Genomic DNA, 22334 nt, shown 5'->3' on the forward strand with positions numbered 1-22334 from the left:
TGCTGGCAAGAGAAAGGACCGGATCGATGATGTGGGCGCTGCTGGCGATCATCCTGGCGGTGACGGCCGCCATGATCCTGGGCACGCGGTCGCCCAACCGCATGCCGCCGCGCGCCGGCGACGAGCGCTTCGACCCCGGCGTTGCGGACGACGCCCCGCCCGAGGAGCCGACGATCGCGGCGCTGATCCGCGACAATCCGGTGGAGGCGCTGCGCCGGTACGGCACCAGCGACGATGCCGCCCGGCTGATCGAAGAGGGGCGCGGCGACGAGCTGAAGGGGCTGGGCTGGCGCGACCCGAACGGCTGAGCCTCAGCCGCTCGACACGCGCTCCACGTCGGCGCCGATCGCCTGCAGCTTCGATTCGAGCTGCTCATAGCCGCGGTCGAGATGGTAGATGCGCGACACCTCCGTGGTGCCCGACGCGGCGAGCCCGGCGATGATCAGGCTCATCGACGCGCGCAGGTCGGTCGCCATCACGGGCGCGCCGCTCAAGCCCTTTACGCCGTGGACGGTGGCGGTGCGGCCGTTCACGCGGATGTCGGCGCCCATGCGGGCAAGCTCGGGCACGTGCATGTAGCGGTTCTCGAAGATCGTCTCCGTGAGCACGCTTTCCCCGGCCGCAAGCGTCAGCATCGCCATGAACTGCGCCTGCATGTCGGTCGCGAAATCGGGAAACGGCGCGGTGGAGAGCGTGATCGGATTGATCGGGCCATCCGCCGTCACGCGGACGAAATCGCGACCCTGCTCCACCGCCAGCCCGGCGGCGATCAGCGCATCCAGGGTGGCGGCCATGTCGGCCGGCTCCGCGCCCGCCAGCTCCACCGATCCGCCGGCGATGCCGACGGCGCAGGCGTAGCTGCCCGCCTCGATCCGATCGGGCATGACGCGGTAGGTGGCGCCGTGCAGCTCCGCCACGCCGTCGATGGTGAGCGTGGCGCTGCCGATGCCGTCGATGCGCGCGCCCATCGCCTGCAGCAGCCGGCACAGGTCGACGATCTCCGGCTCCCGCGCGACATTGTCGAGGACGGAGCGGCCGGACGCGAGCACGGCGGCCATGACCGCATTTTCCGTGGCGCCGACCGAAACCACTGGAAACGCGAAATCGCCGCCGGGAAGCCGGCCGCCGGGAGCAACCGCGCGGACATAGCCCGCCGCCAGCTCGATCTCCGCGCCCAGCGCCTCCAGCGCCTTCAGGTGAAGGTCGATCGGGCGGTTGCCGATCGCGCAGCCGCCGGGCAGCGACACCGTCGCCTCCCCCGCGCGGCCGACCAGCGGGCCGAGCACGAGGATGGACGCGCGCATCTTGCGCACGATGTCATAGGGGGCGACGGTTGACGTGAGGCGGTTGGCACGCAGCGTCATCACGCGGCCGATGTCGCCGGGCGACGCACCTTCCACGGTGGTTGACACGCCCAGCTCGTTCAGGAGGTGGCCGAACGCGTCGACGTCGGCCAGGCGCGGCAGGTTGCGCAGCGTCAGCGGCTCGTCCGTGAGGATGCAGCAGGGCAGAAGCGTGAGCGCCGCGTTCTTCGCGCCGGAGATCGGCAAGCGCCCTTCGAGGCGGCGTCCGCCATTGATGATGATACGGTCCATCTCGCGCTTCTAGCGACCGCCCGGTGCGGTGCAAGCACACCCATTTCGACCAGTGATGCGAACTAATTGCACCGGTCTGATCCAAGATAATGCCGCGCTTTCCCGTCTTGCCCACATTGCGTGTAACGAAACGGGTCTCGAGGGTTGACTTTGAAGGGGATTGGACTGGTCGCGCGAATGTCGCGGCTGTCACCGCTTGCGCCAGAGGAGGCCAAGGCGGTGGAGCGTCTTGAAAGCCGGCAGCGGAGCTGGCGGCGTGGCGCCTATATACAGCGCGAGAATGACCAGGCCGAAGAGCTTGTCATCCTGTCCGAAGGATGGGTGATCGCCGCCACGCTGATGAACGACGGCAGCCGCCAGATCGTGCAGGTTCACCTGCCGGGCGAGCTGATGGGAAGCGCCAACCTGATGGTCCCGCGCGTCCCGATGTCGCTGTGCGCGATCACGGAGGTGACGGCGGCGATGATCGATCGCGGCGCCATGGCGCGCCTGCTGGCCGACCACCCGCGGCTGGCATCCCACCTGCTGGCGATGGCGGAGCTGGAGCGGCTGACGCTGGCCGACCGGATCGCGTCCCTGGGCCGGGGATCGGGGCGGGCGCGGCTGGCGGCATTCCTGCTCGACCTGCTCAACCGCCTGCGGCGGCTGGACCCCAGCGTGACCGACCAGTTCTCCATGCGGCTGACGCAGGAGCAGATCGGCGATGCGACCGGGCTGACGGCGGTGCACGTCAACCGGATGATGCGCGCGCTGGTGGAGGAAGGATCGATCACCCGCGACGGAAGCATGGTGACGGTGCTGGACGAGCCGAAGCTGATGCGGCTGGCGCACTATGTCGAGCGCGAGACGATCGACACGAGCTGGATCCCGGAGCACGCCTGACCCGACGGCCCGACGAGCGCGCCTACGCGCCTGCCGTCACGCCTTTTCGAGCGTGCACTGCAGCGGGTGCTGGTTCTGGCGCGCGAAATCGATGACCTGGGTCACCTTCGACTCGGCGACCTCGTAGCTGAACACGCCGCACACCCCGACGCCGCGCTGATGGACGTGGAGCATGACGCGGGTGGCGTCCTCCATCGTCATGCGAAACACCTGCTGGAGGACGAGCACGACGAACTCCATCGGCGTGTAGTCGTCGTTCAGCATCAGCACCTTGTAGAGCGACGGCTTCTTGGCTTTGGCACGGGTGCGCGTCGCAACGCCGAGACCGGTGCCGGCGTCGTCGCCATTCTTGTCGTCCGCCATGCGGATCATGTCGATGAGGGTGGCCATGCGTGGTGCAGAATATGGCATCCGACCCGCCGAGGGCAAGGCGAGCCGCGGCAATTTACCCTGCTTTTCCGCGCCGTGCGGCCCTTTCCAGACAGGAACGGCCGCCCCCCAGAGGGAGCGGCCGCCCGATACGCAACGCTTTACGCGACGGCCGGCGTCAGCCGCCGATCTTCATCTTCTCGGCCGCGACCGCGAAGCGGTTGGACAGCGGCTGGAACACGTCGCCGGCAGCCTTGAGCATCGCTTCGCTGTTGCGCGAGCTCTCCGCGACCAGCTGGTCGAACGCGTTCTTGGCGAACTCGCTCTGCAGGCGGAACAGGTCGGTCGGCGACTTCACCGACGCCATCTCCTTGATGGCGGCGGAGGTCTGCTCGAACGTCTTGCGGCCGAACTCGGCAGTCTGCTGGCTCAGCGCCTCGGCATGACGCGCGGCGGCCTTGGACGACTCGACCAGCGCCTCGATGTTGCCCTTCGAGAAGTCGTTGAAGTCCTCAACCAGACGGGCCGAACGCTCCATCGCCTGCTTGGCGCGGTCGTTGATCTCGCCGGCGGCGGCCTGGGCGTTGCCGGCAGCCTGGGCGGTGGCGTTGCTGATCTGCTCGTTCATCTTGTTGACGTCGGTCATGGTGCTCTCCGAAACAGGGTTGGGCGCAGCCTCAGAGGCCGTCGCCGGGGTGTCCGCCGCCGGAGCCTGGACCTGCGATGCGGCGGAAGCGACATCGGACGTCAGCTCGGGAGCGTTTTTGGTCTCGTCCGCCGAGCCACTGGCATCGGCGGAAACGGGTGCGACCGGGGGGATCGATGCCGCAACGACCGCACGATCGGTCGTCGTCTCCACCGCGTCCGCGATGGACACGCCGGCAGCGTCAGCCGCCTGTGCGTTCACGAACGGCACGGTCACGTCGCCGGTCGCGGGCGTCACGGCGGCATTGCGGGTCGACTTACGCGATCCGGCGGGTTTGCTCGGCTTGGCGGTCATCTGCACTCCATACAACTGCGTCCATGTTGCGGCGCAGCAAATAGAGTGTGTTCAATCAGGTTTCAAGGGTTTTTGTGCAGTGCACAAAACTGTCATTTTCCCTGCCCGCGCCAGCGCTTAACCACACGCGGGATGATCTCTTCCTCCCCCCCGCTGTGCTTCCACAGCTCGGAGAAAAGCGGGTCGCTGGAGGCCGGCCGCTTGTGCTCCTCAAGCGTGTCGAGCGCAACGCGGATCGGGATGGGAACGCCCTCGCCGCACACGATGCACTCCCGATTGCGGAGCGACGGGATCGAGTCGAGGAAGCCCCGGGCGCCTTCCGGCATGGCAGCGCGCACGAAGGCCTGGTCGCGGTCGTTGTTGAGGCGCATCGCGATGATGGTGCCGCACTGCGACAGCACGCCTTCCGCCAGATCCGACGGACGTTGCGTGATGAGGCCGAGGGACACGCCGTACTTACGGCCTTCCTTGGCGATCCGCTCCAGCACCTTGCGCACTGCCCGGCCGCTGGTGTCGCGATCGGAGGGCACGTAGCGGTGCGCTTCCTCGCACACGAGCAGCACGGGGCGCTGCGGCTCGTTGCGTGACCAGATGGCGTAGTCGAACACCATGCGGCTGAGCACGGCGACCACGACGGCCGTGATGTCGGACGGCACGCCCGACACGTCGATGATCGAGATGGGCTTGCCGTCGCCGGGAAGCCGGAAGATGCGCGACAGGAATTCCGCCATCGTGTCCGCGACGAGCATGCCGGAGAACATGAAGCCGTAGCGCGGGTCCGACTTGATCTCGTCGATCTTGGTCTTGAGCCGCAGATAGGGCGCGGTGTCGCCGGCGCGGTCCATCTTGCCCATTTCCTGCTGCAGGATGTTGGACAGATCGGACAGCAGGTAGGGCACGGGCGAATCGACGGTGATCTTGCCGATCTCGGTCGCGAGCTTGTTCTTGCTGCGCGCGGCCATCAGGCATTTGGCCAGGATGTCGGCGTCGATCTGCCGTTCGCGCCCGGACGCGGTGACGAACACCTCGCAATGTTCTTCGAAGTTCATCAGCCAATAGGGCATCTGAAGGTTCGAGACGTCGTAGATCATGCCGGTGGTGCGAAAGGCGGCGGAATATTCCCCGTGCGGGTCGATCATCACGATGTGACCCTCCGGCGCGAGCTCGCAGATGCGGTGGAGGATGAGCGCGGTGGACGTCGACTTGCCGGTGCCGGTGGAGCCGAGCAGCGCGAAATGCTTGCCGAGCAGCGCATCCACGAACAGCGCGCCGCGAACGTCGCGGGTCGGGTAGATCGTGCCGATCTCCACATGCGGACGCTCGTTCGCGCTGAAGATCTCGCGCATGTCGGCGCCCGTGACGGCGTAGGCACGCGCGCCCGGCATCGGGTAGCGCGTCACGCCGCGGCGGAAATTGTAGATGCGGCCGGTCAGCCGTTCCTCATCGCCTTCGCCCAGGAAGTCGATTTCTGCGAGGACATGAAGCGGGCTGTCCGGATCGCGGCGGAGCGAGCGCACGCTGGCGATGAGCCAGGTGCCGCCGATCCTGAGCTTCAGCTGCGCGCCGACCTGACCGGACATGGCGATGCTGGGATCCGGATCGCCGACCAGCAATTCGAGCGCGGCCAGATCCATCCGCACGACCGACCGTGCGCCTGCGGTCTCGGTCAGCTCGCCGAGATCGCGGGCGGCCAGCAGGCCGGGGCCGACTGGAAGAGCGTTGGCGAACCCTGCCACGCCGGTCATCTGATTCATCGTCGGTCGTCCCCGCTGCGTCTCCGTCCAGAGGCTTAGCGGCCACGAGGTAAAGAATTCGTCGGCGGCGGAGGAACTCAGCCGCGGCGGAACAGCGCGCCTGCCATCCAGCCGAGCAGCAGCGACACGCCCACCGCGACGAGCCCGTAGAGCAGCGCATGCTGGTTGGCGGCGGCGGCCACGAAGCGTTCAAAGCCGGACTTGCGGATGACGATCTCCCGCACCGCGGCCGCGACCACGCGCCCGTCCTGGATCAGGAAGGTTTCGGCCGTGTAGCGCCCGACGACGACACGCGCCGGCACGTCGATGCGCGCGCGGTAGAGCACGTCGTCGCTGATCTCCACCGGGCGGGCATCCTCCACATAGAGGCCGCCGCGGCGGCGCAGGTCGACCAGGCCGTTCTCAAAGCGCACGGCTTCCCCCGGGGTGCCGGCGGTGGTCGGTGACAGCTGCAGGCTGTTGATGCCGAGTTCGTAGATGGCGGCGGTGCGTTCATCGACGATCTGGTCGAGCGGGCGGGAGGAGGCGACGGCGTAGAAGGTGGGCGCGGATCGGAAGCGCGCGCTGTCGGCGTTGACCCAGATGCCGGCGACCTTCTGCTTTTCGCGCACCGTGATCGATTCGGTCGGCCCCTTCAGCACCACCACGACATCGGCCGGCGAATCGGGAACGCGACCGCCGGGATAGAGGATCGCGCCGAACACCAGCAGCTGCGCGCCGGTAAAGCTGTAGATGATGTCGATCGAGCGCTGCGACACGTCCGGCACCAGCCGCGGCGACCCCTGCGCCATCAACAGCGGCGTGAGGAGAAGGAGCAGCAGCGCCCTCATGACGGCTGCACCGTGTAGATCTCGTCCGGGCGCCAGCCGAGGCCGAGGCCGATGCGGATGGCGACCACCAAGACCAGGAAGGCGAGCATCAGCCGGAGCATGTCGGGCTTCAGCCGGAGCGCGAGCTTTGCGCCGATCTGCGCGCCCGTGACGCTGCCGACGAGGAGCAGCACGGCGAGGACGATGTCGACGGCCTGGGTGGTCAGCGCATGCACAAGCGTGGCCGCCGCCGTGACGAACAGGATCTGAAACAGGGAGGTGCCGACAACGACCCGCGTCGCCATGCCCAGGATGTAGAGCATCGCCGGGATCATCACGAAGCCGCCGCCGACGCCGAGCAGGATGGTGAGCACGCCCACGAAGAAGCCGACCAGCAGCGGGGCGACGGGCGAGATGTAGAGGCCCGAGCCGTAGAAGCGCCACCGCATCGGCAGCGCGGCGACGAGCCGGTGATGCTTTCGCCGGCTGGGTGCGGGCTGTTCCCCACGGCGGGACGCGACGAGGCTGCGGATCCCGTCGCGCGCCATCAGCGTGCCGACATAGCCGAGCAGCAGGACGTAAAGGACGCCGATCACCGTATCGATCTGGCCGATCCGCTGAAGGACGCGGAACAGCCACGCGCCCGCCAAGGAGCCCAGGAGGCCGCCCGCCACGAGCACGGCACCCATCTTCATGTCGACGCCGCCGCGCCGGAGATGCGCGAGCGCGCCCGACACGCTGGCGCCGGTCACCTGCGTCGTCGCGGACGCCGCCGCGACCGTGGGCGGGATGCCGTAGACGATCAGCAGCGGCGTGGTGAGGAACCCCCCGCCGACGCCGAACATGCCAGACAGCAGTCCGACGCCGAAACCCAGCGCGACGATGACAAGCGCGTTCACCGACAGGTTGGCGATGGGCAGGTAGAGATCCATGCGGCCCCGGCCTATCGGATGCGGTGGGTGAGGTGAACCCGCATCAACCCTCCTGCGATGCCCACCAGCCGGCATAGGGCGTGTTGCGAATCAGGCGCCGGTTGAGATCGGGCGCGCCGTCCGTCCACCAGACGGGGCCGCGCTCTCCCAGCGCGCGCTTGGCGGCATCCACGGCGGCACGGGCCGCGGCGCGGGCGGCCGGATCTCCCCTGGCCAGCCGCACCCCGGCACGCGCGCGGCCGAGCGCCTGGCGAAGCGCGTCCCGCGTCGCCGGATCAATCCTAGGATCGGTCGCGCGCCACAGCCGCGGGCCGGCACGCCCGACATGGACGATGTAGCGTCCGTCGGGCGTGCGCGGCGGTGCGGGCGGGGGATTAGCCGTTGACGACCGTGCCGCCATTCGGGTGGATCACCTGGCCCGAGATGTAGCTGGCATCCTCGCACGCCAGGAACAGGAAGGCCGGGGCGACCTCGTTGGGCTGCCCCGGGCGTCCCATCGGCGTGTCCTTGCCGAAATCGGGAATGTTCTCCTTCGGCTGGCCGCCCGACGGGTTGAGCGGTGTCCAGATGGGTCCGGGCGCCACGCCGTTCACGCGGATGCCGTCCTTCACCAGGCTTTCGGAAAGCGACCGGGTGAAGGCCGTGATCGCGCCCTTGGTGCTGGAATAATCGAGCAAGATGGCGGCACCCTGGTACATGGTGATGCTGGTGCAGTTGACGATCGCCGCGCCCGATTTCAGGTGCGGGCGCGCCGCCTGGACCATGAAGAACATGCCGAAGATGTTGGTCTGGAACGTGCGGCGCAGCTGCTGTTCCGTGATGTCGGTGATGTCCTTGTCCGGATGCTGTTCGCCTGCATTGTTGACGAGCACGTCGAGCTTGCCAAATTCGGCGATCACCTTGGCGACGGCATCGTCGCACCAGCTCTTGTCGCCGACATCGCCGGCGACCGTGAGGGCGCGGCGACCTTCCGCCTCCACGATGCGCTTGGTTTCCGCGGCATCCTCATGCTCGTCCAGATAGAGGATGGCGACATCGGCGCCCTCGCGCGCGAACAGGGCCGCCACGGCGCGGCCGATGCCGCTGTCGGCACCGGTGACGATCGCGACCTTGTCCTTCAGCCTGCCGGAACCGGGGTAGCGCGGCTGCCATTCGGGCTTGGGCTGCAGGTCCGCTTCGGACCCGGGCATGCCGGGCTCTTCGGTGGTCGGGGGCGTGAAATCGGTGGCCATCTGTCATCCTTTCGCGTCGCAGCCCCTGCAACGCCGCGGATGGCGGGCGGTTCAGACCGTTTCGGCAGGAGCCGGCGAAAGCTCATCGGGCGAGCCGGGTGGCGATGAAGCCGGCGAGCAGCGGGCCGGCGATGCCGGCGATCGCCATCCACAGCGGATGCGTGATGGCGAGGATGGTGAGCAGCACCAGGGCGAGGATCAGCCCGGCGACCACCCAGCCGGGCCAGGCGCGGCACGACACGCCCACGGCAAGCGCGGCCCCGCCCAGCGCGCCCAGGAACCAGGCCAGCACGACGGACAGCTTGTTGGCGAGCGGCAGCGCGGCAATTGCGGCGGGAAGTTCCGCGGGGGTGAGGCGGGTGAAGCTTGGCGGCGCGGGCGCGAGCAGCCCGCCGATCCGCTCAACAAGCGCGACGGTGAGCACCCCGACAACGATGCCGACGATCAAACCCAACACTGCGCGCATCTTCACCCTCCCCGACCGGCGAGGATATTAGCGCGACGCGACGATCCTGTCGCCCTGCGGTCGCGCATCGGCCATCTGCATGGTGGTTGCGCGGCATTCGGCGAGGATGACGGGGAAGTCGAGGTCGCTTGCGGCGATCAGTGCGTCGTCCTGCGCGGCGCGGCAGCTCGCCTCCGTCCGGAACGCGGTGGGCTGAACGCGCATCTGCGTGCAGGCGGAGCCGGTGTCCGCGCACCCCATGATCGCAATGACGTAGAGAAGCGGCTCCATGCCCAGCATCCTTCCGTTCACCTCATCGCATAACGCGCGATGAGCCGTGCAGTTGCATCGACGAGCAGAGTGGAAGCTTAGACGAACAGATCATCTTTGTGCGGCGTCGGATCGTCCCCATATGGCGGAGCGATGCCGCCCGACACCACCGCCCCGGGCGTGGCCGATCCTGCCGGATGGGCGACGCTCCGCCGCTTCCTCCCCTATTTGTGGCCCGCCGACGACATCGGCCTGCGGGTGCGCGTCGCGCTGTCCTTCGCCCTCGTCGTGGCGTCGATTGCGCTGACCACGCTGGTTATGCCGCTCGCCTATGGCGCGGCGGTGGACCGGCTGACGGCGGGACAGGAAGCCGGGGTCGCGATCGCGGTGGCGCTGGTGGTCGCCTATGCCGGCGCGCGCTTCGGCGGCGTGCTGCTCGACAACATGCGCAATGGCATCTTCGAATCGGTCGGGCAGGATGCCACGCGGCGGCTGGCCGAGCGCGTGTTCGGCCATCTCCACCGGCTGTCGCTGCGCTTCCACCTGGAACGCCGGACGGGCGCGGTCACCAAGGTGATCGAGCGGGGCACCAAGAGCATCGACACGATGCTCTATTTCCTCTTGTTCAACATCGCGCCGACGGCGTTCCAGCTGACCATCGTGCTGACGCTGTTCTGGACGCGGTTCGGTGTCGGACTGGTGGCGGCGACGCTCGCGGTGGTCGCGCTCTACGTCTGGTTCACCAAGGTGATGACCGAATGGCGCACCCGGCTGCGCGAGCAATGGACGGAGCATGACACGCATGCGACCGCGCGCGCGGTCGATTCGCTCCTGAACTACGAGACGGTCAAATATTTCAACGCCGAGGCGCGCGAGGAGCGGAGCTATGCCGCCGCGGTCCAGGCGCTCGCCCGGACGACGGTGAAGGTGGAAACGTCGCTTGCCTGGCTGAACATCGGCCAGTCGCTGATCACCAACGGCATGATGGCGGGCGCGATGGCGTTTACCGTCTGGGGCTGGTCGACCGGCCGGTTCAGCCCGGGCGACGTGGTGGTCGTGAACACGCTGCTGATGCAGCTGTTCAGGCCGCTGGACCTGTTGGGCATGGTGTACCGGACGATCCGCCAGGGCCTCATCGACATGAAGGCGATGTTCGACCTGGCGGATACCGATGCCGAGGTGAAGGACATCCCCGGCGCGCCCGCGCTGGCGGTGACGCGGGGCGAGGTCCGGTTCGAGCATGTCCGCTTCGGATATGAGCCGGACCGGCAGGTGCTGCACGACGTCAGCTTCACCGTGCCTGCCGGCGGGACGCTGGCGGTGGTGGGCCCGTCCGGGGCCGGCAAGTCGACCCTGTCGCGGCTGCTCTACCGCTTCTACGACCTGCAGGGCGGCCGCATCCTGATCGACGGGCAGGACGTCGCGCGGGTGACGCAGGACAGCCTGCGCCGCGCGATCGGCATCGTTCCGCAGGACACGGTGCTGTTCAACGACACGATCGGGTTCAACATCGGCTATGGCCGAGAGGGCGCCGGGCCGGAGGAGATCGAGGCGGCGGCGAAGGGCGCGGCGATCGACGAGTTCATCCGCGCGCTTCCCGACGGGTATGACGCGATGGTCGGCGAGCGCGGGCTGAAGCTGTCGGGCGGCGAGAAGCAGCGCGTGGCGATCGCCCGCACGCTGCTGAAGGACCCGCCGGTGCTGATCCTGGACGAGGCCACCAGCGCGCTGGACAGCCGCACGGAGGCGGCGATCCAGCGGACGCTGGGCGCGGTGGCGGAAAGCCGCACATCCATCGTCATCGCGCACCGGCTGTCGACGATCGTCGATGCCGACCAGATCATCGTGCTGGACGCCGGTCGCGTGGCCGAGCGCGGCACCCATGCCGAGCTGCTGGCGCGCCGCGGCCTTTATGCCGAGATGTGGGCGCGCCAGGCGGCCGAAAGCGACGTCGACGAGGTCGCCGTCGCGGCGGAGTGACGATCAGGCGCGGTGCTGCCGCCGCCAGATCAGGAAGGAATAGAGCACCGGCGTCGCCACCATGTTGAGGATGGCCGCGATGACGAGCGATCGCCGCGCCTCCGCATCGATGGGCGCGAGCGCGGCAAGCAGGATCACCAGTCCGGCGATCACCGTGGTCCAGGCGCCGAACCGGTGCGTCGCGATCCAGTTATCGGTATCGGCAAGGGTCCACGGCGTGCGGATCCCCACGAAGAAGCCGGGTCGCGATTTCGGAAGCGCATTGCCGACCGCGACCAGGAGCGCGCCGACCCCCGCCAGGATCAGCGACGGCTGGGCCGCGAGACCGAGCAGGGGTGCGGCCACCATCAGCTGCACGACCAGCATCAACGCGAGCAGTCCGGCCCAGCAGGTGCGCAGCAACGGCGCGCTCGCCTCCATCCGGCGCTGCAACGGCTCGATCGACGGCAGGGCCGCGAACAGCAGCGACAGGAGGATCGTCACCGCGATCGGCGTCAGCAGCGCGGTGCCCGCGTCCGCGAATCGATCGGGCAGGCCCGCGGCATCCCAGTGCACGGGAAGCGCGACGCCCGGCGCCGCATTCTTCCACGCGACCGCCGCCACCAGCGCCATCACCCCAACGGTCGCGGCCGACGCGATCTTCAGTCCACGGTTTTCCATGTCCCCTCCCCTTCTGCCTGCCTGTCCTCGCCGACGCCGAGCCGGCCCATGAAACCCATCATCACCTCTTCGAGAAGCGACAGGTTGAGCGTGTAGATGGTCGACGTGCCGCGCTGTTCGGCGCGGATCAGCCCGGCCGCCTTCAGCCGCGCGAAGTGGCCCGACATCGTCGGCTTTGACACGTCAAAGGCATCGGCGAGCGCACCCGCGCTCATCCCGCCGCCGCGCAACAGCTCCAGCACGCGCCGGCGGATCGGGTGGGCCAGCGCATCGAACACCTCGTTCATCGCCACTCCTTCGTCTCAAGACTAATTAGCCTTGCGACAAAAAAGGTCAAGCGTGAACGGACGAGACTATCGGGGTGCGGGTTCGGCGGGTGCCTGGTTGGTCACGACGGCGGTGGTCTCCGCAGCCGCGTCGTTGGCCTCCACGCGGTCGCGGGCGGTGTCGCAGCCCGAGGTGAGCAGGCCCAGCACCAGCAGGATCATCGCTTGCTTCATCACGCCACCTCACCGTCACCATGCGGCACCGCTCGACAGGATCGCCGCGCCGCCGCTACTGCCCCAGACATGGACCTGACCGCAAAGCTTCGCCAGCTCTTTGGTTTCGCGGGCTTTCGCGGCGTGCAGCAGCAGGTGGTCGACCGCGTGATGGCGGGCCGGCGCACCCTGGCCGTGATGCCGACGGGCGCGGGCAAGTCGCTCTGCTACCAGCTGCCGGCGGCCGCCCTGCCGGGAACGTGCGTCGTCATCTCCCCGCTGATCGCGCTGATGCACGACCAGCTGCGCGCCGCCACCGCCGTCGGCATCCGTGCCGCCACGCTGACATCGGCCGACGACAATCGCGCCGAGACGATCGCCCGGCTGAAGGCGGGCGAGCTCGACCTGCTGTATGTCGCGCCCGAGCGGGCATCGGGCAGCGGATTCGCCCAGTTGCTGGATCAGGTGGACCTTGCCCTGTTCGCGATCGACGAGGCGCACTGCGTCAGCGAATGGGGGCATGACTTCCGGCCCGATTACCGGCTGCTGCGGCCGCTGCTCGACCGGTTCGACCATGTGCCGCGGCTGGCGCTGACCGCGACCGCCGATGCCCATACGCGCGCCGACATCCTGGTGCAGCTGGGCATCCCCGACGACGGGCTGATCGTCGCCGGGTTCGACCGGCCCAACATCCGCTACAGCATCGCGCCGCGCGACAACGCCACCGCGCAGATCAGTGCCCTGATGAAGGCGCATCTGGGCCCGGGCATCGTTTATGCCCAGACCCGCGCCGGAGTGGAGAAGCTGGCCGAGGCGCTGGGCCGCACCGGGCGGCCGGTCCGCGCCTATCACGCCGGACTGGATCCGGCCGTGCGCGCCGCCAACCAGACCGCCTTTGTGCAGTCGGAGGACATGGTGATGGTGGCGACCGTCGCCTTCGGCATGGGAATCGACAAGCCCGACGTCCGCTTCGTCGCGCATGCCGGCCTGCCAAAATCGATCGAAGCCTATTATCAGGAAACCGGGCGCGCCGGGCGCGACGGCGACCCGGCGGTGGCGCACCTGTTCTGGGGTGCGGAGGATTTCGCGCGCGCGCGGCTGCGGATCGGCGAGGTGGAGCCGGACCGCCAGCCCGGCGAGCGCGCCCGGCTGGCCGCGATGGGGGCGCTGGTGGAGACCGGCGGGTGCCGGCGCGCGGTGCTGCTGCGGCACTTCGGCGAAGCGCCCGCGGAGCAGTGCGGCAACTGCGACAACTGCCTGACGCCGCCGGCGGCGGTGGATGCGACGGAGGTCGCCCGCAAATATCTGTCCGCCGTGTTCCGGACCGGCCAGAGCTTCGGCAGCGGCTATGTGGAAAGCGTGCTGCTGGGAAAGTCGAGCGAGCGCAGCCTGATGAACGGACACGAGCAGCTGTCGGTGTGGGGCATCGTCAGCGCGGGCGAGGCGACGCTGTTGCGGCCGGTGTCGCGCGCCTTGTTGCTGCGCGATGCGCTCCGCACCAACCATCATGGCGGGCTGGAATTCGGGCCGGGCGCCCGCGCGCTGCTGAAGGGGGAAGGAACGCTTTCCATCGTGCTGCCGCCGGTGCGCGCGCGGCGCCGGCGGGGCGAGGGCGCGGACGGGGAGATGCCGCACGACCCGCTGTTCGAGGCGCTGCGCGATTGCCGGCGCCGGCTGGCAAGCGAAGCAGGCGTCCCGCCCTATGTGGTGTTCCACGATTGGACGCTGCGCGAGATGGCATCCGTGCGCCCGGCCACTCTGGCGGCGCTCGGCCGGATCACGGGTGTGGGCGCAAAGAAGCTGGACGCCTATGGCGCGGCGTTCCTCCAGGCGATGAAGGATGCGGCATGATGGACAAGGACGTGGACCTGCGGTGGCTGGAGGACGGCTTTGCCGTTGCGGGGCAAATCGATGCCGCGCTGTTGGCGACGCTGAGGCAGGCCGGCATCACCGCGATCATCAACAACCGGCCGGATGGCGAGCAGCCGGGACAGCCGGACGACGCCAGCCTGGCCGCGGCCGCGCGGGCGGAAGGGATCGCCTGGACCCACGCGCCGATGAGCGGCGGGGTTTCGCCCGAGATGCTGGATGCGGTGGACGCCGCATCGGCAGATGCCGGCGCGGTGCTGGCGTTCTGCCGGTCGGGAACGCGGTCGGCCTATTTGTGGGCGCTGGCGCGGGCCCGGGCCGGCGGCGACCCGGACACGCTGTCGAGCCAGGCGGCGGCGGCGGGGTATGACCTCGCCGCCGTCCGGCCGTTGATGGAGCGCCTCGCCGCCGAGGCGCGATAACGCTTATTCCTCGTCCGCGTCCTCGTCGTCGTCATAGTCGTCGAGGTCGTCCGCAGTGGACAGATGTTCGTCGATCGCCTCGGCGATGAGGTCGAGCTGCTCGACCGTGGCAGTGAACTCGGTCGAGTTTCCGTCATCGTCCTCGATCGACAGGAGATAGCCTTCCGAATCGGGTTCGATCGTGAAGCGGGACAAGGCGCGTGCCATAAAACCTCCGATGCTGTTCGGGGTTTGGCAACGCCCAACTCGGCCCGCGTTTCCGTGCCGCGCTGAGACTTTCGTTCGGCCGGTCCGGCGGCGCGGACCGGCCGATGACGATCAGTAGTTGTAGGCGCGCTCGCCGTGCTCGCCCAGATCGAGGCCTTCGCGCTCAACCTCTTCGGTGACGCGGAGACCGGTGACCAGCTTGGCGACGGTGAAGGCGATGGCCGACCCGACCCCGGCCCAGACGATCGCGATCACGACCGCGATCACCTGCGTGCCGAGCTGCGCGCCCAGCGCGTAATCGTCTCCGCCGGGACCACCCAGCGAAGGCAGCATGGTGACGGCAGTGCCGATCGAGCCGATGATGCCGCCCAGGCCGTGGATGCCGAAGGCGTCAAGCGAATCGTCCAGACGCAGCCGCGGCTTCACCGACACGACGAACCAGGCGCAGACGAAGGCCGCGATCCCGCCGAGCAGGATGGCGCCGAACGGACCCGAGTTGCCGGCTGCGGGCGTCACCGCGACGAGGCCGGCGATCGCGCCCGAACAGGCACCGAGCAGCGACGCCTTGTGACCCAGCGCACGCTCCGCCAGCATCCAGAACAGCACGCCCGCCGCCGTCGCCACGAAGGTGTTGAGCATGGCAAGCGCGGCCGAGCCGTTCGCCTCCAGCGCAGAGCCGGCGTTGAAGCCGAACCAGCCCACCCAGAGCAGACCCGTGCCGATCAGCGTCATGGTGAGCGAGTGCGGCGCCATGATCTCCCGCTTGTAGCCGAGGCGCGGCCCCAGGATCAGCGCACCGACGAGCGCCGACACGCCTGCGTTGATGTGCACCACCGTGCCGCCGGCATAGTCGAGCGCCGCCGGTTCCCAGTTGAAGAGCAGGCCGTTGGCCGCCCACACCATGTGCGCGATCGGCAGGTAGACGATCGTCAGCCACACCAGCGCAAACAGCATCAGCGCGGAGAATTTGAGCCGTTCCACCAGCCCGCCGACCACCAGGCTGACGGTGATGGCCGCAAAGGTCATCTGGAAGGCGATGAAGACATATTCGGGAATGACGACGCCGTCGGTGAAGGTCGCGGCCGTCGAGTCGGCGGTGACACCGGCCAGGAACAGCTTGCCCGCGCCGGCGATGAACGCGTTGCCGCCGTCACCAAAGGCGAGAGTGTAGCCGTAGATCACCCACAGAATCATGGCGAAGCTGGCGACGCCGATGATCTGGGTGAGGACGGACAGCATGTTCTTGGTGCGGACAAGGCCGCCGTAGAACAGCGCCAGCCCCGGCACGATCATCGCCATGACGAGCACGGTGGCCGTCATCATCCAGGCGGTGTCGCCCTTGTCCACCACCGCCGCGACCGGCGCGGCCTCTGCCTGCAACTGCGCCAGCGCCGGCGAGGCAACCAGCCCCGCGAGCGCCGCCGCCACCAGGCTCCGTCCCGTTAGTCCCATCGCCACCCCCTTCGATGCTGCTGATGCGAAGGGACGATGCTAACAAAAACTTTCCGTTCGCCAAGCTTTTTGCTGCGCCTGCGAACGATTTTAGGACAGAATGTTCCGGAAGGTCAGTTCGGCGTGCCGGTGTTGCTGCCGTTGTTGGCGCCGCCCATGCCCGGCGCGCCCACGCGGCCGATGTTGCCGAAGATCTCGTCAAAGAAGCTGCGGTCGCGGCCGAGCGTCGGCGTGGTGCGCGACGTCGGAGACACCGACGCGATCTGTTCCAGGCCGGTGCGCTCCACCGACTGAACGTTGCCGGCATCGTCGAAGCGGACATGAATCACGTTCTGCGACGCCGCCTTGGGCCGGCCGAAGGCGAACTGCCGCGTCTGGCGCGAAACATAATACCAGTCGCGCTGATCGAACTGGCCCTGGAAGGTCGGGCGCCCGAGCGTCCCCTGCACCGAGGCGCGGTTGTCCACGCCCGGCGCGATCGCGCTGGTCAGGCTTTCGTCGGCGACATAGCCGGAATAGGTGATCGACTGCGTGCAGCCGCCCGCGCCCACCAGCAGCAGCGCCGCCGCAAGCGTCACCAGCCTCGTTCCCGTCACCGACATGATCTCTCCAACTCAACCACAAGCGCATCGCCTTGCAACGGCCGCGCGCCCGCTCAATATGCGCGATCACCGTGGATCGGCAAGCCAGCGAAGGATGCGCCCGCCCCCCATGTCCTTCTTGCAGCGTCTTTTCCGAGGCCGGGGCGACGACGCCGCGGCGATCACCCCGCTCTATTCGGCGATCGTCACGCGTGCGCGTGAACCACATTGGTATCTCGACGGCCGCGTGCCGGACACGATTGATGGCCGGTTCGACATGATCGCCGCGATCATGGCCGCGGTGCTCATCCGGCTGGAGGACGACCCGGCGGCCCGCGCACCCTCCACACACCTGGCCGAAGTGTTCATGGACGACATGGTCGGGCAGCTGCGCGAGATCGGCGTGGGCGACGTGGTTGTCGGCAAGCATGCCGGGCGGATGATGAGCGCGCTGGGCGGCCGGCTGACCGCCTATCGCACCAGCACCGATCCGGTCGAGCTGAAGCCCGCGCTGGTCCGCAACATCTATCGCGGGGTCGATCCCGGCGAGGCCGCACTTGACCATGTGGCCGCAGCCCTCACCCGGTTCCGGTCGGAGCTTGCGCAGACGCCGAGCGCCGCCATCCTGGCCGGCACGCTGCCGCCGGCATGAGCATGCCGGAATTCTCACGCCGCATCGCGCTCGACACCGTGGGTGAAGGCGGCCGCGACGTGGCCGTGGAGGCGGACGCCGACGAGCGTCAGGCGCTGGCTCGGCGGTTCGACCTGTACGCGCTCGACCGGCTGGACGCGACCGCACGGCTGACGCTCCGGTCCGGGATCGTCCATGCCGAAGGGACGCTGCACGGCACCGGCGCGCAGCGCTGCGTCGTGACCGATGCGCCCGTGCCCGTCCTGATCGACGAGGCCTTTCATCTCCGCTTCGTGGACGATGCGCCGGAGGGCGACGAGATCGAGCTGTCGGAGGAGGATTGCGATACGTTGCCGCTGGATGGCAACGCGATCGACCTGGGAGAGGCGGTCGCCGAGACCTTCGCCCTGGCGCTGCCGCCCTTTCCCCGTGCGCCGGACGCGGATGCCGTGCTGCGCGCGGCGGGCGTAAAGAGCGAGGAAGAGGCCGGTCCGTTCGGGTCGCTCGCGGCGCTGAAGGACAAGCTTGCGCGTGGTGAGTAGGCGGCCGGGCGGCGCGCGTTGAGCATCGTCACCGCGCTGGCGCGGTGGATCGGCCGCAAGGGGCTGCTGTTCGTCGCGCTGGTCGCGGCGCTGATCGCCTACCAGATGATCCGGCCGTCCTACGACCGGTACCGGGATCTCAGCGCGCAGGTGCAGTCGGCGCGGGTCGCCGGCCCTGCGCTGGACGCCGCGGGACGCGACGCGCTGACGGGCGGGGAGCGCGCACTCACCGATGCCCACCGGCTGGGCGTGGCGCAGATCGACGCGCGGCTGGGGGCGGCGCGGCAGGCGCAGGCGGACCGCGCCGGGCGGTGCGGCAGCGACCTGGGAGCGGCGCTGCGCGGGGGTGCGGCCGCGGTGATCGACAATCGCCGGGCCTGCTTCGAGCAGGCGGCGATCGGGCGGGAGATCAGCGTCCTGACCGAACTGCGCGCCACCGCCGATGCGCGCCGACCGGGGGAAAGCGTCGAAGATGCAATCACCCGTCATGTCGCCGACATGCGCGCGGCGGCCGCGGAGATGCGCCGGGCGGCCGCGGACATGCGCGCGGCGCGGAGCTGGCAGGATGCCTTTCGCCGGAACCAGCAGCGTGAGGCCGCAGCGGCGCGCTACACGGCGGCCCAGGCGCGGGCAGAGCGGGCGCGCGGCCAGGCGGAGCGGCTGGTCCGGTCGCGCGAGCGGATGGCCACGGCGGAGGTCACTGCCCAGCGGCGGGTGGCCGAAGCGCGTGCGGCGTTCGAGAGGCTTGCGGTCGACCGGGCCGGGGCGCTGCGGCGGACCTATGCCGACCGGCTGGGCACGTGGAGCGCGCAGGTCGGGCTGCCGGGCATCCTGCGGACGGCGGCATGGCTGCTCATGGGCATTATCCTCATGCCCTATGCCATTCGGCTGTTCTGCTGGTTCGTGCTGGCGCCGCTGGCGATGCGCCGCCCGTCCATTCGGCTGCGGGTGCCGGGCGGCGGCGACCGCCCGATCCCCTTGCCGGACCGCAGCGGCCCATCCGTGGCGGTACGGCTGTCGCCGGGCGAGGAGCTGCTGGTGCGGCAGTCCTTCCTTCAGTCGACCAGCGTGGAGGGCACCAAGGCGACCCGCTGGCTGCTCGACACGCGCCATCCGCTGACCAGCATCGCGTCCGGCCTGAGCTTCCTCACGCGACTGCGCGGCGACGGGGGCGCGACCACGGTGTCCGCGACGGCCGACCCCTTTGCCGAGGTGGCGATCCTGACCCTTCCGGACGGCGCAGCTTGCGTCGTGCAGCCGCGCGCCCTTGCTGCGGTGGCGGAGCCGATCGGCCGGCCGCTCAGGATCACCAGCCACTGGCGGCTGTTCAGCCTCAATGCCTGGCTGACGCTGCAGCTTCGCTTTCTGGTGTTCCATGGGCCGGCGCGGCTGGTGCTGAAGGGCGGCCGCGGGGTGCGCGTGGAGCGGGCGGAGGCCGGCCGGGTTTTCGGCAGCGACCAGCTGATCGGATTTTCGGCGGACCTCTCCTACGCCGTCACGCGGTCGGAGACGTTCTGGCCCTACTTCCTTGGCCGCGAATCCTTGCTGAAGGACCGGGTGCAGGCAGGCGCGGGCGTGCTGATCGTGGAGGAAGCGCCGCTGGGCGGGCGGCGCGGCGCGGGGCCGCGGCGCGGGATCGAAGAACTGGTGGACGCGGGGCTGAAGGCCTTCGGCCTCTAGCCCCGCGCGCATGAGCGGCGTCGGCCCCGGGCGGGCGCGCGGCCGGCCTCAGTGGCCGGCCTGCTCACCCCGTTCGATGCCCGACTTCGCCAGCTGATCGTCGATCTGCGCCATCAGCCGGTCGAGCCCGGCCTGGTCCTTCGCCTCGGCGCGGGCGACCAGCACGTCCTGCGTGTTGGATGCGCGCAGCAGCCACCACCCGTCGGGCGTGTTGACGCGCGCGCCGTCTGTGCGGTTGACGTCGGCGCCGTCCGCCTCCAGCCGGTCGAGCACTTCGTCCACGGCCGCGAACTTGCGCGTCTCGTCCACCTGGAAGCGCATTTCCGGCGTGTTGACCATCTGCGGCATGTCCGACTTCAGCTGGGTCAGCGACTTGCCCGATGCCTTGACCGCCCCGATCAGGCGGACGGCGGCATAAAGCGCGTCGTCGAAACCGTAATAGTCGTGCGCGAAGAAGATATGGCCGCTCATCTCGCCGGCGAGCGGGGCACCGGTTTCCTTCATCTTGGACTTGATGAGGCTGTGGCCGGTCTTCCACATCAAGGGCTCGCCGCCCAGTTCCGCCACGCGATCGTAGAGCGCCTGGCTGGTCTTCACGTCGGCGATGATGGTGGCGCCGGGCACCGCCTTCAGCACCGGCTCGGCAAGGATCGACAGCAGCTGGTCGCCCCACACGATGCGGCCCTGCCCGTCGATCGCGCCGATGCGGTCGCCGTCGCCGTCGAAGGCGACGCCAAAGTCGAGCCCCTTTTCGGCGACCAGGCGGCGCAGGTCCTCCAGGTTCTTTTCCTCGGTCGGGTCGGGATGGTGGTTCGGGAAGGCCGAATCGACGTCCGTGAACAGCAGGTGGTGCTCGCCCGGCAGCTGCGCCGTCAGCTTCTCGATCGCGGGGCCGGCGGCGCCGTTGCCGGTGTCCCAGCCGATCCGGTACTCGCCGCCCGAATAGCCGGCGACCAGACGCCCGACATATTGGTCGAGGATGTCGAAATCGGCGACGCTGCCGCGCTCGTCCGACTCCACCCAATCGCCCGCGGCCGACAGCCGGCCGACCTCCTGGATGTCCTCACCGAAGAATGGCCGGTGCTGGAACACCATCTTGAAGCCGTTGTAGTTCGCCGGGTTGTGGCTGCCGGTGATCATGATGCCGCCGTCCACCTCGAGCACGGCTTCGGCATAATAGAGCATCGGCGTGGGGCCGAGGCCCACCCGCACCACGCTGACGCCGCCCGTGGTGAGCCCGTCGATCAGCGCGTCGGACAGCCGCGGCGAGCTTTCGCGCCCGTCATAGCCGACCGCCACCCGCGTGCCGCCCGCGCGCGTCAGCAGCGTCGCGAAGCTGCGGCCGATCGCATAGGCGTCCTTTTCGCCAAGCGTTTCGCCGATGATCCCGCGGATGTCGTATTCGCGCAGCGAACTGGGGTGAAACTGATGGGTCATGAACGGCTCCGTCTCTCGATCTCGGCAAGAAGGGTGTCGCGCGCGGCGTTGGCGCGGCCGGCAAGCTCTGCGCTGCCGCCCGCGTCCGGATGCACGCGTGCGATGATGCGGCGGTGGGCCGAACGCACATCGTCGGCCGAGGCTCCGCCGCCGAGTTCCAGCGTGCGGCGCGCCTCCGCGAGCGTCATGGCCGGGCGCTTCGACCGGCCGAGCCAGGCGAGCACCGCCAGCACCAGCAGGCCGAGCAGGAGCAGCTTCACGACGCGAGCGCCGCCGTGCTGGCGCGTTCGGGAAGCTGCAGGCCGGAGACGAGCTCGCGCAGTTCCTGGCGTGCGGCGACATGGCCGAGGCCAACGTCCGTCATGGCCGCGATGTCGAGAAGCGTGAGCCCCGACGGAAACAGCTCCCGGTAGATCACGCGCTCGCCCAAGCCCGGGATCAGGCGGAAGCCGACGCGCTTCGACAGCTGCTGGAGCGCGTCGCCGACCCGGCGCATGTTGCGCGCCTCGATATGCTGGAGGCGGTTGCGGAGCACCACCCAGTCGATGGTCGCGCCGTCGGCCCGGGCCCGCGCCTTGCGCGTGTCCCAGATCAGCTCCGAATAGAAGGACGGGCGCGTGACCTTGTAGCTTTCGGCATCGACCTGCCCGATCAGGTCGAAATCGACGAAGCTGTCGTTCATCGGCGTGACCAGCGTGTCCGACAGCCGCGCGGCGGCGCGGGCAAGGGGATCGTCGCGGCCGGGCGTGTCGATCACCAGGAAATCGGCACCGTCCGCAATCTCCGCCAGGCGGGCATCGAAGCCGTCCTCCGCCGTGCCGTCCAGCACCTTCCAACGCGGCACCGGCAGGTCCAGCGACCGCTTGCGCATGGTGGCGACACGGTTTTCGAGATAGCGGGCAAGGGTGCGCTGGCGATGATCGAGATCGATGGCGGCGACGCTGCGGCCGGTAGCGGCGAGAGCGACGGCGACATGGACGGCGGTGGTGGATTTCCCCGTGCCGCCCTTTTCGTTCGCGAACACGATCAGGTGCGTGCCGCCGATTGCCATTCGCCCGTTACCTGCCCCTTGATCGCGTCCGCAACGAACGTCATTGACCCTGGTC

General features: G+C 69.1%; 27 protein-coding genes. 8 read left to right on the forward strand and 19 right to left on the reverse strand.

What is annotated here, in order from left to right:
* Positions 1-26: 26 nt before the first annotated feature.
* Positions 27-308 (forward strand): hypothetical protein, encoded by a 282-nt coding sequence (locus tag GGR88_RS11390; protein ID WP_167955064.1) that lies wholly within the window; start codon positions 27-29, stop codon positions 306-308.
* 3 nt (positions 309-311) lie between these two features.
* Here the strand turns inward: GGR88_RS11390 and murA are convergent, their stop codons facing one another.
* Positions 312-1595, reverse strand: a complete 1284-nt coding sequence (gene murA, locus GGR88_RS11395) for a UDP-N-acetylglucosamine 1-carboxyvinyltransferase (protein ID WP_167955066.1) — start codon at positions 1593-1595, stop codon at positions 312-314.
* Positions 1596-1772: 177 nt separating this feature from the next.
* On the opposite strand from murA, the gene GGR88_RS11400 reads away from it, so the two are divergent.
* On the forward strand, positions 1773-2477 hold the full coding sequence (locus GGR88_RS11400) for a Crp/Fnr family transcriptional regulator (protein WP_167955068.1): 705 nt from the start codon (positions 1773-1775) through the stop codon (positions 2475-2477).
* Positions 2478-2513: 36 nt separating this feature from the next.
* On the opposite strand, the gene clpS is transcribed toward GGR88_RS11400, so the two are convergent.
* From clpS to GGR88_RS11445, 9 genes are all read right to left on the reverse strand, one after another.
* Positions 2514-2849 carry an ATP-dependent Clp protease adapter ClpS gene (gene clpS, locus GGR88_RS11405; RefSeq protein WP_245197067.1) on the reverse strand — a complete coding sequence of 112 codons (336 nt, stop codon included), beginning with the start codon at positions 2847-2849 and terminating at the stop codon, positions 2514-2516.
* Positions 2850-3024: 175 nt separating this feature from the next.
* Positions 3025-3846 carry a phasin family protein gene (locus GGR88_RS15370; RefSeq protein WP_245196881.1) on the reverse strand — a complete coding sequence of 274 codons (822 nt, stop codon included), beginning with the start codon at positions 3844-3846 and terminating at the stop codon, positions 3025-3027.
* Between the two features lie 92 nt (positions 3847-3938).
* Positions 3939-5600: an ATP-binding protein gene (locus tag GGR88_RS11415; RefSeq protein ID WP_167955082.1), complete on the reverse strand. Its 1662-nt coding sequence runs from the start codon at positions 5598-5600 to the stop codon at positions 3939-3941.
* Between the two features lie 77 nt (positions 5601-5677).
* Positions 5678-6430, reverse strand: a complete 753-nt coding sequence (locus GGR88_RS11420) for a TIGR02186 family protein (protein WP_167955084.1) — start codon at positions 6428-6430, stop codon at positions 5678-5680.
* Positions 6427-7341 carry a sulfite exporter TauE/SafE family protein gene (locus tag GGR88_RS11425; protein WP_167955086.1) on the reverse strand — a complete coding sequence of 305 codons (915 nt, stop codon included), beginning with the start codon at positions 7339-7341 and terminating at the stop codon, positions 6427-6429. Before GGR88_RS11425 ends, GGR88_RS11420 begins: the two co-directional genes overlap by 4 nt.
* Positions 7342-7384: 43 nt before the next feature.
* Entirely contained in the window at positions 7385-7741 is a 357-nt protein-coding gene (locus GGR88_RS11430; protein ID WP_167955089.1) for a hypothetical protein, read from the reverse strand.
* Complete coding sequence (locus GGR88_RS11435; RefSeq protein ID WP_167955092.1) at positions 7716-8573, reverse strand: SDR family oxidoreductase; 858 nt, start codon at positions 8571-8573, stop codon at positions 7716-7718. Before GGR88_RS11435 ends, GGR88_RS11430 begins: the two co-directional genes overlap by 26 nt.
* 82 nt (positions 8574-8655) lie before the next feature.
* Positions 8656-9039 carry a hypothetical protein gene (locus tag GGR88_RS11440; RefSeq protein ID WP_167955094.1) on the reverse strand — a complete coding sequence of 128 codons (384 nt, stop codon included), beginning with the start codon at positions 9037-9039 and terminating at the stop codon, positions 8656-8658.
* Positions 9040-9066: 27 nt separating this feature from the next.
* Positions 9067-9309 carry a hypothetical protein gene (locus tag GGR88_RS11445; protein WP_167955096.1) on the reverse strand — a complete coding sequence of 81 codons (243 nt, stop codon included), beginning with the start codon at positions 9307-9309 and terminating at the stop codon, positions 9067-9069.
* Positions 9310-9441: 132 nt separating this feature from the next.
* On the opposite strand from GGR88_RS11445, the gene GGR88_RS11450 reads away from it, so the two are divergent.
* A complete protein-coding gene (locus GGR88_RS11450) occupies positions 9442-11268 on the forward strand; it encodes an ABCB family ABC transporter ATP-binding protein/permease (RefSeq protein WP_167955099.1) in 1827 nt (608 codons plus the stop codon).
* 3 nt (positions 11269-11271) lie between these two features.
* On the opposite strand, the gene GGR88_RS11455 is transcribed toward GGR88_RS11450, so the two are convergent.
* The 3 genes from GGR88_RS11455 to GGR88_RS11465 form a co-directional block, all read right to left on the reverse strand.
* The gene (locus GGR88_RS11455; RefSeq protein WP_167955101.1) at positions 11272-11928 is read right to left on the reverse strand and encodes an SdpI family protein; all 657 of its coding nucleotides are present in this window, start codon (positions 11926-11928) and stop codon (positions 11272-11274) included.
* Positions 11910-12215 (reverse strand): ArsR/SmtB family transcription factor, encoded by a 306-nt coding sequence (locus tag GGR88_RS11460; protein WP_167955103.1) that lies wholly within the window; start codon positions 12213-12215, stop codon positions 11910-11912. The genes GGR88_RS11455 and GGR88_RS11460 overlap by 19 nt, the downstream gene beginning before the upstream one ends.
* Before the next feature lie 66 nt (positions 12216-12281).
* The gene (locus GGR88_RS11465) at positions 12282-12428 is read right to left on the reverse strand and encodes a hypothetical protein (RefSeq protein WP_167955107.1); all 147 of its coding nucleotides are present in this window, start codon (positions 12426-12428) and stop codon (positions 12282-12284) included.
* 69 nt (positions 12429-12497) lie between these two features.
* Between GGR88_RS11465 and recQ the strand changes: the two genes are divergently transcribed.
* Together recQ and GGR88_RS11475 are read left to right on the forward strand one after the other, a co-directional pair.
* Entirely contained in the window at positions 12498-14258 is a 1761-nt protein-coding gene (gene recQ, locus GGR88_RS11470) for a DNA helicase RecQ (RefSeq protein ID WP_167955110.1), read from the forward strand.
* Positions 14255-14698 (forward strand): protein tyrosine phosphatase family protein, encoded by a 444-nt coding sequence (locus GGR88_RS11475; RefSeq protein WP_245196898.1) that lies wholly within the window; start codon positions 14255-14257, stop codon positions 14696-14698. Before recQ ends, GGR88_RS11475 begins: the two co-directional genes overlap by 4 nt.
* 3 nt (positions 14699-14701) lie before the next feature.
* On the opposite strand, the gene GGR88_RS11480 is transcribed toward GGR88_RS11475, so the two are convergent.
* The 3 genes from GGR88_RS11480 to GGR88_RS11490 all read right to left on the reverse strand — a co-directional run bounded on the left by GGR88_RS11480 (position 14702) and on the right by GGR88_RS11490 (position 16959).
* A complete protein-coding gene (locus GGR88_RS11480) occupies positions 14702-14905 on the reverse strand; it encodes a hypothetical protein (protein WP_167955112.1) in 204 nt (67 codons plus the stop codon).
* Positions 14906-15016: 111 nt separating this feature from the next.
* A complete protein-coding gene (locus GGR88_RS11485) occupies positions 15017-16357 on the reverse strand; it encodes an ammonium transporter (protein WP_167955114.1) in 1341 nt (446 codons plus the stop codon).
* Positions 16358-16470: 113 nt separating this feature from the next.
* A complete protein-coding gene (locus tag GGR88_RS11490; RefSeq protein WP_167955116.1) occupies positions 16471-16959 on the reverse strand; it encodes an outer membrane protein assembly factor BamE in 489 nt (162 codons plus the stop codon).
* 109 nt (positions 16960-17068) lie between these two features.
* On the opposite strand from GGR88_RS11490, the gene GGR88_RS11495 reads away from it, so the two are divergent.
* From GGR88_RS11495 to GGR88_RS11505, 3 genes are read left to right on the forward strand one after another with little or no spacing between them, the layout of a single operon-like run.
* The gene (locus GGR88_RS11495) at positions 17069-17590 is read left to right on the forward strand and encodes a ubiquinol-cytochrome C chaperone family protein (protein WP_167955118.1); all 522 of its coding nucleotides are present in this window, start codon (positions 17069-17071) and stop codon (positions 17588-17590) included.
* Positions 17587-18111, forward strand: coding sequence for a YceD family protein (locus tag GGR88_RS11500; protein ID WP_167955120.1), 525 nt, complete (start codon positions 17587-17589; stop codon positions 18109-18111). Before GGR88_RS11495 ends, GGR88_RS11500 begins: the two co-directional genes overlap by 4 nt.
* An 18-nt stretch (positions 18112-18129) precedes the next feature.
* Entirely contained in the window at positions 18130-19791 is a 1662-nt protein-coding gene (locus GGR88_RS11505) for a hypothetical protein (RefSeq protein ID WP_167955122.1), read from the forward strand.
* 48 nt (positions 19792-19839) lie between these two features.
* Here the strand turns inward: GGR88_RS11505 and pgmG are convergent, their stop codons facing one another.
* From pgmG to GGR88_RS11520, 3 genes are read right to left on the reverse strand one after another with little or no spacing between them, the layout of a single operon-like run.
* Positions 19840-21228: a phosphoglucomutase/phosphomannomutase PgmG gene (gene pgmG / locus GGR88_RS11510; protein ID WP_167955124.1), complete on the reverse strand. Its 1389-nt coding sequence runs from the start codon at positions 21226-21228 to the stop codon at positions 19840-19842.
* Entirely contained in the window at positions 21225-21488 is a 264-nt protein-coding gene (locus GGR88_RS11515; protein WP_342449789.1) for a J domain-containing protein, read from the reverse strand. The genes pgmG and GGR88_RS11515 overlap by 4 nt, the downstream gene beginning before the upstream one ends.
* Positions 21485-22279, reverse strand: a complete 795-nt coding sequence (locus GGR88_RS11520) for a division plane positioning ATPase MipZ (protein WP_209023381.1) — start codon at positions 22277-22279, stop codon at positions 21485-21487. Before GGR88_RS11520 ends, GGR88_RS11515 begins: the two co-directional genes overlap by 4 nt.
* Positions 22280-22334 lie beyond the last annotated feature (55 nt).

The organism is Sphingomonas jejuensis (genome assembly GCF_011927695.1).
GTDB lineage: Bacteria > Pseudomonadota > Alphaproteobacteria > Sphingomonadales > Sphingomonadaceae > Sphingomonas_K > Sphingomonas_K jejuensis.

Coding starts and splice junctions, on each gene's coding strand:
- GGR88_RS11450 (WP_167955099.1), top strand. CDS start 9,442: ATGCCGCCCGACACCACCGCCCCGGGCGTGGCCGATCCTGCCGGATGG.
- pgmG (WP_167955124.1), bottom strand. CDS start 21,228: ATGACCCATCAGTTTCACCCCAGTTCGCTGCGCGAATACGACATCCGC.
- GGR88_RS11440 (WP_167955094.1), bottom strand. CDS start 9,039: ATGCGCGCAGTGTTGGGTTTGATCGTCGGCATCGTTGTCGGGGTGCTC.
- GGR88_RS11425 (WP_167955086.1), bottom strand. CDS start 7,341: ATGGATCTCTACCTGCCCATCGCCAACCTGTCGGTGAACGCGCTTGTC.
- clpS (WP_245197067.1), bottom strand. CDS start 2,849: ATGATCCGCATGGCGGACGACAAGAATGGCGACGACGCCGGCACCGGT.
- GGR88_RS11390 (WP_167955064.1), top strand. CDS start 27: ATGATGTGGGCGCTGCTGGCGATCATCCTGGCGGTGACGGCCGCCATG.
- GGR88_RS11420 (WP_167955084.1), bottom strand. CDS start 6,430: ATGAGGGCGCTGCTGCTCCTTCTCCTCACGCCGCTGTTGATGGCGCAG.
- GGR88_RS11500 (WP_167955120.1), top strand. CDS start 17,587: ATGAGCATGCCGGAATTCTCACGCCGCATCGCGCTCGACACCGTGGGT.
- GGR88_RS11445 (WP_167955096.1), bottom strand. CDS start 9,309: ATGGAGCCGCTTCTCTACGTCATTGCGATCATGGGGTGCGCGGACACC.
- GGR88_RS15370 (WP_245196881.1), bottom strand. CDS start 3,846: ATGACCGCCAAGCCGAGCAAACCCGCCGGATCGCGTAAGTCGACCCGC.
- GGR88_RS11435 (WP_167955092.1), bottom strand. CDS start 8,573: ATGGCCACCGATTTCACGCCCCCGACCACCGAAGAGCCCGGCATGCCC.
- GGR88_RS11485 (WP_167955114.1), bottom strand. CDS start 16,357: ATGGGACTAACGGGACGGAGCCTGGTGGCGGCGGCGCTCGCGGGGCTG.
- GGR88_RS11460 (WP_167955103.1), bottom strand. CDS start 12,215: ATGAACGAGGTGTTCGATGCGCTGGCCCACCCGATCCGCCGGCGCGTG.
- GGR88_RS11490 (WP_167955116.1), bottom strand. CDS start 16,959: ATGTCGGTGACGGGAACGAGGCTGGTGACGCTTGCGGCGGCGCTGCTG.
- GGR88_RS11430 (WP_167955089.1), bottom strand. CDS start 7,741: ATGGCGGCACGGTCGTCAACGGCTAATCCCCCGCCCGCACCGCCGCGC.
- GGR88_RS11455 (WP_167955101.1), bottom strand. CDS start 11,928: ATGGAAAACCGTGGACTGAAGATCGCGTCGGCCGCGACCGTTGGGGTG.
- GGR88_RS11415 (WP_167955082.1), bottom strand. CDS start 5,600: ATGAATCAGATGACCGGCGTGGCAGGGTTCGCCAACGCTCTTCCAGTC.
- GGR88_RS11400 (WP_167955068.1), top strand. CDS start 1,773: ATGTCGCGGCTGTCACCGCTTGCGCCAGAGGAGGCCAAGGCGGTGGAG.
- recQ (WP_167955110.1), top strand. CDS start 12,498: ATGGACCTGACCGCAAAGCTTCGCCAGCTCTTTGGTTTCGCGGGCTTT.
- GGR88_RS11475 (WP_245196898.1), top strand. CDS start 14,255: ATGATGGACAAGGACGTGGACCTGCGGTGGCTGGAGGACGGCTTTGCC.
- GGR88_RS11480 (WP_167955112.1), bottom strand. CDS start 14,905: ATGGCACGCGCCTTGTCCCGCTTCACGATCGAACCCGATTCGGAAGGC.
- GGR88_RS11495 (WP_167955118.1), top strand. CDS start 17,069: ATGTCCTTCTTGCAGCGTCTTTTCCGAGGCCGGGGCGACGACGCCGCG.
- GGR88_RS11520 (WP_209023381.1), bottom strand. CDS start 22,279: ATGGCAATCGGCGGCACGCACCTGATCGTGTTCGCGAACGAAAAGGGC.
- murA (WP_167955066.1), bottom strand. CDS start 1,595: ATGGACCGTATCATCATCAATGGCGGACGCCGCCTCGAAGGGCGCTTG.
- GGR88_RS11465 (WP_167955107.1), bottom strand. CDS start 12,428: ATGAAGCAAGCGATGATCCTGCTGGTGCTGGGCCTGCTCACCTCGGGC.